Here is a 12,602-nt window from a genome sequence, read left to right as displayed (position 1 = left end):
CTAGGCGAGTTGGTAGCCGCGGAGGTTGGTGAGCAGCAGGTAGGTGTCCTGCAGGGATCCGGAGGTGTCACCGAGGGAGCGGTAGATGCCCCACTTCGGGCGCACCCGGTCGGCGAGGAAGGTGTCGACACCGGACTTCGACTTGTCGATGACGGTCGTGGAGCCGGTCACGGCTGCCGCGGCGCCGCCGAGCGCGGCACCGAGTACGGCTCTTCTAGACGTGCTCATGACACTTAATCACCTCGCAGTTGCTCGTTCATGATCAGGAAGGCCCCGAGCCCGTGGAAGTCGTTGCTGGCCCGGGTGCGGCCGACGTAGTACGCGTAGTCCCCGACGTTGGTGCCCACGGAGATGTCGGCCAGGTTCGTACGGCGGTCCGCGCCGACCGACAGCCGGGTCAGCACGCCCTGGTAGCCGCGGCGGGCGACCGCAGTGAAGTGCGGGTCCAGGTAGCCCTGTCGGGTGCCTCGGGAGAGGGCGTAGGTGAACATGCTGGAGCACGAGGTCTCGGTCCAGTCGTCCGACCGGGAGCCCTTGTCGATCACCTGGAACCAGCGCCCGGACGCCGGGTCCTGGTACTTCTCCAGCGCCGAGGCCAGCGTCCGGAAGATGCCGAGCAGTTGGGGACGCCGGGGCTGGTCGGCGGGGATCGCGTCCAGGACGTTCACCAGCGCCATGGCGTACCAGCCGACGGCACGGCACCAGTGTTCCGGGGCGAGCCCGGTGGCCGGGTCGGCCCAGCTCGCCGACTTCGACTCGTCGTAGGCATGCCGCAACAGGCCGTTATCCACCTTCAGATGACCGCCGTACACGGACAACTGCTTGGCGGCCTCGGCGTTGGTGTATGCGCTTTCGCCGAACTCCCTGCCGTACTCGACCAGGAAGGGGTTCACCATGTAGGTGCCGTCCGCCCACAGTTGGTGCGCCCGGCTGCTGGTGTCGGCGTGCCAGAAGCCGCCGTCGGAGGTGCGCGGATAGCTGTTCAGACGATCGCGGATCTTCCGCGCGGCCTTGCGGTAACGGTCCTGGCCGGTCTCGTGGTGCAGGATCACCAGCAGCCGGCCCGCCTGCATGCTGTCGAGGCTGTTGAAGGACTGGTCGATCGTGCCGTCGCTGTGCACGAACCGGTCGACGTAGGCCTTGATGTAGGTGAGCAGGCGAGGGTCGTGGGTGCGCCGGTAGACGAGGTACTGGCCGTAGAGATACAGGCCCACGGGGTACGACCAGCCGCCGATGGTCGCCGGTGTGTAGCGCGCCATGGTGGAGTCCACGACGGCCGTGGACCAGTCGCGGGCGGCGGCGGGGCGGGGCGCGGGGGCCGGGGCGGAGGGTGCGGGGGCGGCGCTCGCCGGGGGTACGGCGGCGGGCAGCGCGGCCAGGATGGCGGTGGCGAGCGTGGCTGCGGTCAGCGCGGCCCGCAGGCGTCGGCGTCTCATGGTCCTCCTTCTCGGTGGGCGTACGCGCGTGGATCAGCGCTATCGGCGATGCCATGCACCACCACCTCGACGACATGACGGTCCGGCGCGCGCCGGCAGACGCGGTCGGTAATGGCGGCCTCGCCGGTCAGCGCGGCGGCCCGCGAGCATCGGCGACTCAACGGCCTCCCCCCCGGTAGGCATACGCGCGTGGATCAGCGCCGTCGGCGATGCCATGCACCACCACCTCGACGAGATGACGGTCCGGGGCGTGCCGGCAGGCAGGGTCGGTGCGGGCGGCCTCGCCGGTCAGGGCGTACGCCTGGCAGCGGCAGCCGCCGTGGTCGACCGTGCGCAGGGCGCAGCCGCGGCACGACTCGGACATCCAGGACTCGCCCCGGAAGGCGTTGAAGGCGCTCGACTCCCGCCAGATCCAGGCCAGTTCGCGGTTCGCTACGTTCGGCGGGTCCAGGCCGGGCAGGGTGCCGGCGGCCGGGCAGGGCAGCACCGTGCCGTCGGGGGCCACGGTGAGGGAGACGGCGCCCCAGCCGCCCATGCAGGGTTTCGCGGTGGCGTCCACCAGGTCGGGGGCCACCCACACCAACTCCAGTGAGTCGCCCAGGCGTTCACGCCAGCGGGCCACTCGGGCGCGGGCCCGGTCGACCTGGGCGGGTGTGGGCAGCAGCGCGGCGCGGTTACGGGCCGCCCAGCCGTGGTACTGGGTGTTCGCCAGCTCGATCCGGTCGGCACCCCAGTCGAGCGCGAGCCGGATGAGGCCGTCGAGGTCGTCCAGGTTGCCGCGGTGCAGCACGGCGTTCAGTCCCAGGGGCAGCCCGGCCGCCCTGATCAGCCGGGCGGCGCGTTCCTTCGCCGTGAACGACCGTGCCCCCGCGATGAGTTCGGCGGCTTCGCGGTTCGCGTGCTGCACCGACAGCTGCACGCTGCGCAGCCCGGCCCCGGTCAGCTCGGCCAGCCGCGGCTCACCGAGACCCACCCCGCTGGTGACGAGCTGGGTGTACAGACCCGCACCGTCGGCGGCGGCCACGAGGTCGGGCAGGTCGCGCCGCAGCAGCGGCTCGCCGCCGGAGAGATGGGTGTGGACGACGCCGAGCGCGCCCGCCTGCCGGAAGACCTCCGACCACTGCTCCGTGGACAGCTCCGCTGACCGGCCGACCAGTTCGACGGGGTTGGAGCAGTAGCCGCAGCGCAGCGGGCAGGCGTGGGTGAGTTCGGCGAGCAGGGCCCAGGGCGGATCGGGAGGGGCGGTCATCTCAGCCAGCCCTCCTTGCGTAACCGGTGGAGAAACTCCGGGACTTCGGTGGCCACGGGCGCGACGGGATGGCGTACGGCCAGCTCGGCGACGACGGCGGCCACGTCCCGGACGCCGTCGCACAGCTGGAGCACAGCGCCCGCACTGCCGTCGAGCACCACCACCCGCTCCGGCAGCAGCAACAGGTCGGCATCCCGGACCGGGTCGCGGCGCAGCACCACACCCCGGGCGAGGACGGGGCGCCATGACGTGGCGAGTGATGCCGACGGCGGCGCTGTCATGGGGCACTCCGGTCCACCGCGTCCAGCAGGGCCCACAGCACCTCGCACTTGAACTCCAGTGCCTTGACGGCCCGTTGCTGCTGCTCACGGGTGCGGGCCCGGGCGAGGACCAGGGCGAGGGCCTGCTCGGCGTCCCGGGCGCCCTGGGTGACGCGGGTGCGGAAGTAGGCGAGGCCCGCAGGGTCGATCCACGGGTAGTGGCGTTCGAAGGCGGCGATGCGGGTGCGCATCAGATCCGGGGCGGACAGCTCGGTCAGGGAGGCCGCGACCGCGTCCAGCACCGGACGCCGCCGGCAGAAGGTGACGTACCCCTCCACCGCGAACCGCACCCCGGGCGGCACCCGGGAGGTGTCCCACAGCTCCTCGCGGGCGAGGCCGGCCGCCTCGCCGAGCCGCAGCCAGCGCTCGATACCGCCGCCCTCCAGGGAGTCAGCGTCGGTACCGTCCTGGTCGTGGATGCGGCGAAGCCAGGCGCGGCGTTCCTCGGGCCGGTCGAGCTTCGCGAGGATCAGCGCGTCCTTGACGGGGATGTGCCGCTGGTAGTGGAAACGGGCGGCGATCCAGCGGCGCAGTTCGGCGGGGGTCAGTTCGCCGCGGTGCATCCGCTGGTTGAAGGGGTGCCGGTCGTGGTAGCGCGTCGCGGTGACCGCGCGCAGCCGCTCGGTGAACTCGGCGGCCGGCCAGGCGGCGCGGCCGTCGGGTTCCGGTGGTGCCGCGCTCATGCGACCGGGGGCGGCTCGGGCGGGCGGCGGTCGGCGAGCGCGTACGCGGTCACCTCCAGCGCGGTCTCCACGATGTGGTAACCAGGGCTTCTCCAGACTTTTTCATCCGATGTCTCGGTGTCGGAGGGGTGCGTCAAGACAGGCAGAGAAGGGCTCTCGGTCATGTGTGCGTACTCGCTTTCCTGAGGGTGGGGAGTCTCAGAAGGGAGCCGGAGGGAAAACGCGGCCTGGTCAGGGCCCGTTCACATGTATGCACCGGGTTCAGTGATACGTCCGGTGGCGCGATACAGAGTTGCGGGACGAAGGGCTCCGGTCAATGGTCCGGACCGAAAACGTCGGATGCGTTTCCGGCCAATCTCCACCCCGAGGACTGACTGACCGGTCAGTCGAGGCGGATCGCGCCATCAGGAATGCGGCGCGGCGCGTGATCGTTGACGATGGGAGTACCACCTGTCGACAACCTAAGGATCAAGAGGCTCGTGAGCAGCAAGGTCCCCCCGATCATCCTCAACAACGGCGTGGAGATGCCCCAGCTGGGCTACGGCGTGTGGCAGGTGCCGGACGACGAGGCCGAGCGGGCCGTCGCCACGGCACTGGAGGCCGGGTACCGCAGCATCGACACCGCGGCCATCTACGGCAACGAAGAGGGCACCGGCAAGGCGATCGCCGCCTCCGGCGTGCCGCGCGAGGACATCTTCGTCACCACCAAGCTCTGGAACAGCGACCATGGGTACGACGCCACACTGCGCGCCTTCGACGTGTCGCTTCGGAAGCTGGGTCTCGACTACCTCGACCTGTACCTGATCCACTGGCCGCTGCCGGCCCGTGGCACATACATCGATACCTACAAGGCGTTCGAGAGGCTGCTCGCCGACGGCCGGGTCCGGGCCATCGGCGTGTCCAACTTCCTTCCCGAGCACCTGGAGCGGCTGATCTCCGAGACCTCCGTCATCCCGGCGGTCAACCAGATCGAGCTGCACCCGCATCTGCAGCAGCACGCCGCCCGTGAGTTCCACGGCGAGCAGGGCATCGCGACCGAGGCCTGGTCGCCGCTCGGCCAGGGCAAGGGGCTGCTGGAGGTGCCGGCGATCGTCGCCATCGCACAGAAGCACGGCCGCACCCCCGCCCAGGTGGTGCTGCGCTGGCACATCCAGCTCGGCAACATCGTGATCCCGAAGTCCGTGACGCCGTCCCGGATCAAGGAGAACATCGAGGTCTTCGGCTTCAGCCTGGACGACGAGGACCTCGCGGCCATCAGCGCGCTCAACGAGGACCGGCGTCTGGGCCCCGACCCGGCCACCTTCGACATGGGCTGACTCCCGTCACCCTCGGCATGGGCTGACTCCCGTCGCCTTCGGCAGGGGCTGACGCCCACCGCGCACCACACGGCCGCGCGTCCCGTCCGCGCGGCGGGGCGGGCGGCCGTGTGCGGTTCGGGGGCGGCCACCCGACGCGCCTTACGCCTGACCTGCGGTGCAGCGGGTACCTCGGGCCGTATGGCGGTGCGCGCCCGATGCCAGTTCATGTGCCGGTGCCGCCCCCACGCGTCCGCGCGTCTTCGCGCTCAGTCGCCCCGTACGTCCGCGTGGATCACCTCGAACTCCTCCAGGGCGACCACCCCCACATGCGCCTTGGCCGCGCTCTCGCGGCGGATCGCCGCCTGTCCGGACCGGGACGCGGCGAGCGACACACGGTCGGCGAAGAGGACACCCGACATGCCACGGCCGCGTTCGCGGTCCAGGAAGAGGGCCGCGCCGGCGAAACCGGGCAGGACCTCCAGCCGGGGCAGCACGCCGGCGTGGAAGGTGTCGGCGGCGAGATCCGCGTCCGCCGGGTCGAACTCGAGCCGGGTGACCCGCAGCCCGCCGCCGGTGACGGGCCGGTGCGTGGGGTGGAAGACGGCGGCCTCGTAGTTCTCGACGGCGATCGTCCCCGCGAAGGGCTGCAGCAGCTCCGGCCGCCGGGCGCTCATCACCTCGTCGCTGTTGCGGCGCGCGTCCACGGACTCCCACCAGCTGACCGTGAGCAGTTTGCCGAGGTCACGGTCGACGAAGACACCCGCACCCCGATATCCGGGCCGCTCCTCCAGCAGGTCGTGCCCCCGCGTGTTCAGGGCCCCCACGGCCGTGCCCAGCTGCGCCGGATCGCCGGTCGCGTACACCGTGCGTACGAACATGCGCCTCGCCTCCCGGAGCGGTGACCCTGCCGATCGATTGCGGCAGACATATCCGGAAAAGTGGTCTTCTACAGTTTTGCCACCGTCTCAAATCACCGCAATACGCAGAGCATTTGCTAGCTCGCAACCCGAGGCTTGACGCGGACATGCACACGGGTCCACGGTGTACGGCACTGGTAAGGAAACTTTCCTAACAGAAGGGCCCCCACAGTGCGCCTTCGAACCCTGACCCTTGCCGCGGCCTCCGGGGCCGCCCTGCTCGCCGCCGGAACGCTGCCCTCACACGCGTCTCCCGGCTCGGCGACGCGGACCGCTCCGGCCTCCGCCCAGGAGGGCTCGGTCAGTGCGGCCGATCTGCTCGCCAAGGTGAAGTCGTGTTCGCAGATATCGAACGGCAAGTACAAGACCGACGACGAGACGTCGGCCACGGTCCCCGTGTGCGGCAAGAACGGCGCGGTGTTCTGGAAGGCCGACATGGACATCGACTGCGACGGCCAGCGCACCACCAACTGCAACGAGAACCGCGACCCCTGGTACCAGGACGACACCGCCTTCCACCAGTCCGACGGCAAGCCTCTGAAGGCGGAGTCGCTCCCGTACGTGGTGGTCCCCAGCTCCAGCAGCATCTGGAACTACTCCAGCGCCGGCATCAAGGGCGGCGGCGTGGTCGCGGTCATCTACAACGACAAGGTGGAGTACGCCGTCGTCGGCGACACCGGCCCCACGAAGATCATCGGTGAGGCGTCGTACGCCACCGCCAAGGCGCTCGGCATCGACCCGGACCCGGAGACCGGCGGCGCCGACTCGGGCGTGACCTACATCCTGTTCAAGAACTCCAAGGTCTCCCCCATCGAGAGCCACAGCGCCGCGGTCTCTCTCGGGGACCAGCTGGCCAAGCAGTTCCTCGCGAACAACTGACGGGCGACGTACGTCAGTTGGGCTGGCCCAGCGGGCGTACGACCACGGTGTTGACATCGACCCCGGCCGGCTGCCGGATCGTCCAGACCACCGAGTCGGCGATCTGGTCGGCGGTCAGCAGGTGTCCCGGCGGCAGGCTGCCGAGACCGTCCCAGAACGGGGTCTCCACCCGGCCGGGGGCGACCAGCGTCACACCGATCCCGAACTCCGTCACCTGGCGCCGGGTGTTCTCGGCGAGCCCCGTGACCGCCCACTTGGTGGCGCCGTAGAGGTTGCCCGGGGTGTTCACGAACCCGGCGACGCTGCCGACGAGGACGATCCGGCCGCGGGACTCCTTCAGCGCCTCGACGGAGGCCCGGATGAGCAGGGCCGGGCCGAGGACGTTGGTGAGCACCATCTCGGTCCAGCCGGCCGGGTCGCCTTCGGCGACGGTGTCGTGGGTGGCGAAGCCGGCGTTGGCCACGACGGTGTCCAGTCGACCGTATGCCTTGAGCGTACGGTCGACAGCGTCCTGTATGTCGTCGAACGCCGAGGCGTCACCGGCGACCGTCAGCAGTTCGTCGGGGTTCCCGAGCCCGTCGGCGAAGTCCCGCAGCCGGGCCTCCGTACGGCCGGTGACGGTGACCCGGTGACCGGCGTCCAGTAGTTGCCGGGCGACGGCGGCGCCGATGCCGGTGGCGCCGCCGGTGACGAGTGCGACCGGAGAGTCGTTCACGTGAGTCCCCCTGTGTGTCGGTGAGACCGGGAGTCCATCACTTGGAGCACTCTCCAAGTCAAGTGCCGTCGCAGGTACGGCGGTACGACCCCGACAGCAGGTAGCGGGGCCAGGTCGCGGGCCCGGCGCCGCCGTGCGCCCGGGTGCACACCGTGGCCGCCGTCCGCCGCGGATCCAACGGGCGGGCGCCCTCGGCCAGATGGGCCGTCGCGATACGCATCTCCCCGCCGTCGTGGCCGAAGCCGACGGCGAGCGCGCAGACGCGGTGCCGGCGGGTGTGTGCGGCGAGTTCGGCGATCAGCTCGTCACGGCCGCGGAAGTGCGCCCGGTCACCGGTGTCGAACCGGGCGAGCCCGGGGTACGGGCCGCTCTCGTCGTCCTCGGGCACGGGGGCGGCGGCGAGCTCGGCGGCGGCCGTGTGCCGGCGCCGCTCCCACTCCGCCACCTCGCCGCCGCACGGGGTGACGCAGGCCCGCAGCACGGGCAGGGTCGCCAGCCGTTCCCCGGCCGCGGCGGCGGACTGGGTGGGCCCGGAGCAGCCGGCCGGTGCCGCCATCGCACGGCAGGCCGGGGTGACCGCCTCCTCGCGCGGCCCGCGCAGGTCATGGGCGAACCGCTGCACCACCCCGGCCTCCGGATCCACCGGTTTCTCCCGCCGCCCCATGCACGCCTCCCCCGCCGACAGCGCCCCCGCCACGCTGACAACACCGGCCGGAAGAGCGTGGGGTGAGCCCGGCGAGAGCTGCGCGTCGCCGGTACGCCGTCCGGACCGGCCGGAGTGGCCCTGCCGCCCGGGGCCGGCCCCGCTGCGTGGTGGCGGCTGGTGGGCACATCGTCGGCTGTGTCCGGGGGACGGTGGACCGGCGGTTGAACGCGGTATGCAGTCGAGCAGGACGGAGGAATGCAGGACCTGGGGTCGCGGCCGGTCCCGCCCGGTCAGACCGGCCGTACCGCGCGGTGCACCGTGTGGGCCGCCAGTACGAACACGTCGGGGCGCCGGTGGACGCTGCCGGGGTCGGCAGGGTCGAGGAGACGGTCGAGGGTGGCCCGGTCCTCGGCGTCCAAGGCGTCGGCGTGGATGTCCCGGGTGCGGGTCAGCCACGCGGCGACGAAGGCGCGGGTCCGGTCCGGCACGGGGGCGGGGATGTCGAGGAGGAAACTGCGGGTGCCGGTGTGCTTCAGGCCGGCCGCGGTCAGCAGGGCGGGCCAGTCCTCGGTCTCGGTGACCGCGCCGGGCAGCTCGGCGCGCATCCGCGCGAAGCGGTCCTCCTGGGCCGCGTCGAGGCGGGCCTGCAGTCCGGGGCGGCCGAAGCCGATCTCACGGGGCAGATAACGGGCGTGCAGGCCGCCCTCCAGGATGGCCAGCGTGCCACCGGGGGCGAGCCGGGCGGCGAACGCGGCGAGCGCGGCCCTCTGGTCGCCGAGGTGGTGCAGACTGCGGCTGGCCCACAGCAGGTCCACCGGATAGTCCAACTCAGCGAGAGACTCCGGCAGTTCACCGACGAGAGTGTCGAAGCGGTCGCCGACGCCCTGGCGGACGGCCCGGCTCCGGGCACACTCCAGAAGCGGTTCGGAGGCGTCGGCGGCGACCACCCGCGCGCCGGGGAACGTCTCCGCCATCAGGCAGGCGATCACTCCGGGCCCGCTGCCCGCGTCCACGATCAGCCCGGGCTCGGTCACTTCCTGGCCCAGCCAGGCCAGGGCGCGCGCGTACGCCGGGGAGCACACCTCGGCCTCCGCCTCCAGCAGCGCCGCCATCGTGGCCCAGTCGACGTCGCCGCCGTGGGTGTGACCATGGCCGTGCTGTGTGGGGTGCCCGTGGTGGGCCTGGTGGTCGTGTGCCATGTCGCTCAGCCTCTCGCTCGGATGCGGCCAGAGTGCGACGACGCACGGGCAGATGCCACTTTCGTTGCCGGTGCCGCAAAAAAGGTGCCGGTGCGGCAAAAAACCAGGTGTGCCGGAGCGGACACGGCGCCAGCATGGGGCTCCGTGGACGGTGAACTGGTGCAGCGCTTCCTCGACGACGGCTTCGTGAAGATCGACGGTGCGGTCCCGGCCCCTGTCGCCGCGGACTGCGCCCGGCTGCTGTGGCGGGAAACCGGTTACGACCCGGATGATCCCGGCACCTGGAAGGATCCCGTGGTGTGGGTCGGGGGCATGGCCCAGGAGCCGTTCGACGCGGCGGTCAACTCACCTGTGCTGCACGAGGCGTTCGATCTGCTCGTCGGCGAGGGCCGATGGGCGCCGCGCCGTTCGCTGGGCACGTTCCCGCTCCGCTTCCCGCACACCGAGGAACCGGACGACGCCGGCTGGCACATCGAGGGCAGCTATCTCCCCGACGGCCAGAGCTGGTACTTCGCCAACCTGCGCTCGCGGGACCGCGCCCTGCTGATGCTGTTCCTGTTCAGCGAGGTCACCGAGGCCGACGCCCCGACGCGGATCCGGGTCGGCTCGCACCTGGACGTACCGCCGCTGCTGAAGCCGTACGGCGAGGCGGGGGCGTCCATCCTGGAGCTCGGCCCCCGGCTGGACCGGGCCACCGCCCACCGCCCGCTCGCCCACGCCACCGGCCGCACCGGTGACGTCTACCTCTGCCATCCGTTCCTGGTGCACGCGGCCCAGCCGCACCACGGCACCCGCCCGCGTTTCATGGCGCAGCCGCCGCTGTCTCCGGCGGTGCCGCTGGAGCTGCAGCGGCCGGGCGGCGGTTATTCGCCGGTGGAGCGCGCGATCCGCCGGGGTCTCGGAGCCGAACCCGGCCTCGGGACGGCGCGGGTCCGGCGGTGACGGCGAACGTTGCCGCTCAGCCGGCCATGGGGTCGCCGTCCCCCGCCGTCACCCCCGCCATCGGCTTCCGGAACGCGCGCACCGCGAACACCGGGTCCGGGCGGGGGCGGTCCTGGTCCGGGAGGCGGGACAGGCGGGCGGCGAACTCCTCGGTGCGCGGCTCGCCCGGGGGCAGCAGGGTGAACCAGCCGCGGCGCAGGTCGGCGATGGTGGCGCGAGGGCTGCGGCCCTGGCCGACGCCGGGGAACGCGGTGTCGCCGGCCGGCCGGAGCCCGTGCCGGACGGCGTGCGCGGTGACGGTGGCGGCGGCGTCCCGCGCGGGGCGGCGCGGACGGGCGGCGAGGACGGCGTCGATGTCGCTGCCGACGTCGTGCGCCGCGGCCTTGTCGACGGTGGTGACGTAGACCCCGCCGGGCCGCAGCACCCGGGCGCACTCGGCGACGATCGCGCGGACGTCCTCGGCGTCCTGCAGCAGGTGCAGCAGCCAGATGCTGGTGACCGCGTGGAAGGCACCGGTGTAAAACGGCAGCCGACGGCTGTCGGCCCGTACGATCGCGCCCGGCAGCCGCGCACCCGCCCTGCGCACCATGGCGGCGGTGAGGTCGGCTCCCGTCACCCGCAGCCCGGGACGGCCGGCGGCCAGCCGGCGGGTGACGATGCCCGTCCCGCAGGCCACGTCGAGGAGTCTGCCCGGTCCCCCGGGGATCAGGCCGAGCACCGCCTGCGTGGCCGCCGCGGCGCGGGCCTCGCCGCCCCGGGACGCGTCATAGGCGTCGGCTTCCTTGTCGTAGTCGAGCACGCCCCTCAGTGTGCGTGGTGCCCTGGGGCGAGGTCCTCCACCCTGCGGGCGAGCGCGAAGTCGTTCGCGGTGAGTGCGCCGCCCGCGCTGTGTGTGTGGACGCTGAGGGAGACGGTGTTGTAGCCGAGGGTGAGGTCGGAGTGGTGGTCCAGCTCGTCCTGCACGGCGGCGATGTGCATGACCAGCGCCGCCGCCGCGACATGTGAGCCGAGGCGGTAGGAGCGGGTGAGTCGGCCGGCGTCGTCCACCGACCAGCCGGGCAGCTCGGCGAGCCGGTCCTCGATCTCCTTCTGCGACAGCGGTTCGACGGCCATGGCCGGGTCTCCCTTCGAGGCGGGCACACGGGGTACGGGTTCAGCCTGCCACGTCAGCCCTGTGCGCACTCCGCCGCGAGGTCGTCGGCGAGTGCGGCGATCCGGTCCCGGCCCTCCACCCGGGCCACCCAGGCGTGCGGCAGGCCGGTGTCGCCGTGGCGCGCGCCGAGCAGGTTGCCGCAGATCGAGCCGGTGGAGTCGCTGTCACCCGAGTGGTTGACGGCCAGCGGCAGGGCCTGCCCGGCAGCGGGCTCGGCGAGCGCGCAGTAGACGCCGATGGCGAGGGCCTCCTCGGCGACCCAGCCCGCGCCGAGGGACTCCACCTTCTCGGCCGTCGGCGTCCCGTCGGCGGCGAGGTCCAGGGCGGCACGCAGGGCGGCCGTGGTCTCCGTGTGGCCGGGGTACCGCTCAAGAAGCCGCAGCGTGCGCAGTACGGCGCCCTCCAGGGACTCCCCGGCGACCAGGTGCGCCACGATCGCGGCGAGCGCGCCCGCCGCGTAGTAACCGGTGGGGTGGCCGTGGGTGATCTGGGCGCCGCGCGCGGCCATGGCGAAGGCCTCATCGGCGGGGCCGACCAGGCCGAAGGGGGCCGAGCGCATCACCGTGCCGCAGCCCTTGGAGTCGGGGTTGACCTCGCCCGGTGTGCCGTCCAGCGGAAGCGCGGGGTCGGGTGCGTACATCTGGGCCACGCCGGACAGGCAGGCGTTGCCGGGGGCCCGGCGGGCGAACAGCCAGGCCTCGGTGACCAGGCCGCCGGCCGGTGCGCCGGGCAGCTCCGGTGCCGGCCGCTCGGGGCCGGGCTTCGACTGGGTCTCCAGCCAGCGCTCGTACGCCTGACGCAGCAGCAGCGGCCAGGCGCCGCCGATGCCCTTCTCGCGCTGCCGTGCGTGCGCCTGGATCAGGGCCTCCACGGTGAACAGGGTCATCTGGGTGTCGTCGCTGATCAGGCCGATCGCGCCGTAAGCTCCGGGTACGAAACCGGTTACGCCGCGCGGACCGTGGGCGGCGCGGATCCGGTCCAGGGAGGCGAACTCCACGGGGTAGCCGAGCGCGTCACCGACCGCGCCGCCGAGGAGACAGCCGCGGACCCTGGCCCGGTAGACGGCCGCGGCCTGAAGGGACGCCTGGGGGGACGAGGTCCGCCACGGTTTCGACCACGGCTCGTTCGTGCGCAACGGAAGCAACTCCTCAGCAACTCCTCGACT

General features: G+C 72.3%; 15 protein-coding genes and 1 pseudogene. 3 read left to right on the top strand and 13 right to left on the bottom strand.

What is annotated here, in order from left to right:
* The 6 genes and pseudogenes from AB0M27_RS18505 to pqqA form a co-directional block, all read right to left on the bottom strand.
* Positions 1 to 165 (bottom strand): annotated as a pseudogene (locus tag AB0M27_RS18505) (Tat pathway signal sequence domain protein); the annotation flags it as partial.
* Between the two features lie 68 nt (positions 166 to 233).
* Positions 234 to 1,436 (bottom strand): glycoside hydrolase family 88 protein, encoded by a 1,203-nt coding sequence (locus tag AB0M27_RS18500; RefSeq protein WP_365722916.1) that lies wholly within the window; start codon positions 1,434 to 1,436, stop codon positions 234 to 236.
* Between the two features lie 157 nt (positions 1,437 to 1,593).
* A complete protein-coding gene (gene pqqE, locus AB0M27_RS18495; RefSeq protein WP_365722915.1) occupies positions 1,594 to 2,685 on the bottom strand; it encodes a pyrroloquinoline quinone biosynthesis protein PqqE in 1,092 nt (363 codons plus the stop codon).
* Positions 2,682 to 2,966 (bottom strand): pyrroloquinoline quinone biosynthesis peptide chaperone PqqD, encoded by a 285-nt coding sequence (gene pqqD, locus AB0M27_RS18490; RefSeq protein WP_365722914.1) that lies wholly within the window; start codon positions 2,964 to 2,966, stop codon positions 2,682 to 2,684. The genes pqqE and pqqD overlap by 4 nt, the downstream gene beginning before the upstream one ends.
* Positions 2,963 to 3,688 (bottom strand): pyrroloquinoline-quinone synthase PqqC, encoded by a 726-nt coding sequence (pqqC, locus tag AB0M27_RS18485; RefSeq protein WP_365722913.1) that lies wholly within the window; start codon positions 3,686 to 3,688, stop codon positions 2,963 to 2,965. Before pqqC ends, pqqD begins: the two co-directional genes overlap by 4 nt.
* Positions 3,685 to 3,852 carry a pyrroloquinoline quinone precursor peptide PqqA gene (gene pqqA, locus AB0M27_RS18480; protein ID WP_365722912.1) on the bottom strand — a complete coding sequence of 56 codons (168 nt, stop codon included), beginning with the start codon at positions 3,850 to 3,852 and terminating at the stop codon, positions 3,685 to 3,687. Before pqqA ends, pqqC begins: the two co-directional genes overlap by 4 nt.
* A 315-nt stretch (positions 3,853 to 4,167) precedes the next feature.
* On the opposite strand from pqqA, the gene AB0M27_RS18475 reads away from it, so the two are divergent.
* Complete coding sequence (locus AB0M27_RS18475; protein WP_365722911.1) at positions 4,168 to 5,004, top strand: aldo/keto reductase; 837 nt, start codon at positions 4,168 to 4,170, stop codon at positions 5,002 to 5,004.
* A 248-nt stretch (positions 5,005 to 5,252) separates the two neighbouring features.
* Here AB0M27_RS18475 and AB0M27_RS18470 read toward each other — a convergent pair whose 3' ends face one another.
* Entirely contained in the window at positions 5,253 to 5,864 is a 612-nt protein-coding gene (locus AB0M27_RS18470; RefSeq protein WP_365722910.1) for a hypothetical protein, read from the bottom strand.
* Positions 5,865 to 6,074: 210 nt separating this feature from the next.
* Between AB0M27_RS18470 and AB0M27_RS18465 the strand changes: the two genes are divergently transcribed.
* Positions 6,075 to 6,782, top strand: coding sequence for a glycoside hydrolase family 75 protein (locus AB0M27_RS18465; protein WP_365722909.1), 708 nt, complete (start codon positions 6,075 to 6,077; stop codon positions 6,780 to 6,782).
* 13 nt (positions 6,783 to 6,795) lie between these two features.
* Here the strand turns inward: AB0M27_RS18465 and AB0M27_RS18460 are convergent, their stop codons facing one another.
* The 3 genes from AB0M27_RS18460 to AB0M27_RS18450 form a co-directional block, all read right to left on the bottom strand.
* Positions 6,796 to 7,497 (bottom strand): SDR family oxidoreductase, encoded by a 702-nt coding sequence (locus AB0M27_RS18460; protein WP_365722908.1) that lies wholly within the window; start codon positions 7,495 to 7,497, stop codon positions 6,796 to 6,798.
* Between the two features lie 58 nt (positions 7,498 to 7,555).
* A complete protein-coding gene (locus AB0M27_RS18455; RefSeq protein WP_365722907.1) occupies positions 7,556 to 8,161 on the bottom strand; it encodes a hypothetical protein in 606 nt (201 codons plus the stop codon).
* A 272-nt stretch (positions 8,162 to 8,433) separates the two neighbouring features.
* Positions 8,434 to 9,342, bottom strand: coding sequence for a class I SAM-dependent methyltransferase (locus AB0M27_RS18450; RefSeq protein ID WP_365722906.1), 909 nt, complete (start codon positions 9,340 to 9,342; stop codon positions 8,434 to 8,436).
* Positions 9,343 to 9,486: 144 nt separating this feature from the next.
* Here AB0M27_RS18450 and AB0M27_RS18445 point away from each other — a divergent pair, with 144 nt between their 5' ends.
* Positions 9,487 to 10,284, top strand: a complete 798-nt coding sequence (locus tag AB0M27_RS18445; RefSeq protein WP_365722905.1) for a phytanoyl-CoA dioxygenase family protein — start codon at positions 9,487 to 9,489, stop codon at positions 10,282 to 10,284.
* 16 nt (positions 10,285 to 10,300) lie between these two features.
* Here the strand turns inward: AB0M27_RS18445 and AB0M27_RS18440 are convergent, their stop codons facing one another.
* Genes AB0M27_RS18440 through AB0M27_RS18430 form a run of 3 tightly spaced genes read right to left on the bottom strand, consistent with a single transcriptional unit; the run spans position 10,301 to position 12,572 of the window.
* Complete coding sequence (locus AB0M27_RS18440; RefSeq protein ID WP_365722904.1) at positions 10,301 to 11,083, bottom strand: class I SAM-dependent methyltransferase; 783 nt, start codon at positions 11,081 to 11,083, stop codon at positions 10,301 to 10,303.
* A gap of 5 nt (positions 11,084 to 11,088) precedes the next feature.
* Positions 11,089 to 11,397 (bottom strand): 4a-hydroxytetrahydrobiopterin dehydratase, encoded by a 309-nt coding sequence (locus AB0M27_RS18435; RefSeq protein WP_365722903.1) that lies wholly within the window; start codon positions 11,395 to 11,397, stop codon positions 11,089 to 11,091.
* A gap of 53 nt (positions 11,398 to 11,450) precedes the next feature.
* Entirely contained in the window at positions 11,451 to 12,572 is a 1,122-nt protein-coding gene (locus AB0M27_RS18430) for an ADP-ribosylglycohydrolase family protein (protein ID WP_365722902.1), read from the bottom strand.
* Positions 12,573 to 12,602: the final 30 nt, after the last annotated feature.

Source organism: Streptomyces sp. NPDC052107 (assembly GCF_040680215.1).
Taxonomy (GTDB): domain Bacteria; phylum Actinomycetota; class Actinomycetes; order Streptomycetales; family Streptomycetaceae; genus Streptomyces.
Note: the sequence above shows the minus strand (reverse complement) of the source record. Positions and strands in the feature narration are given on the sequence as shown.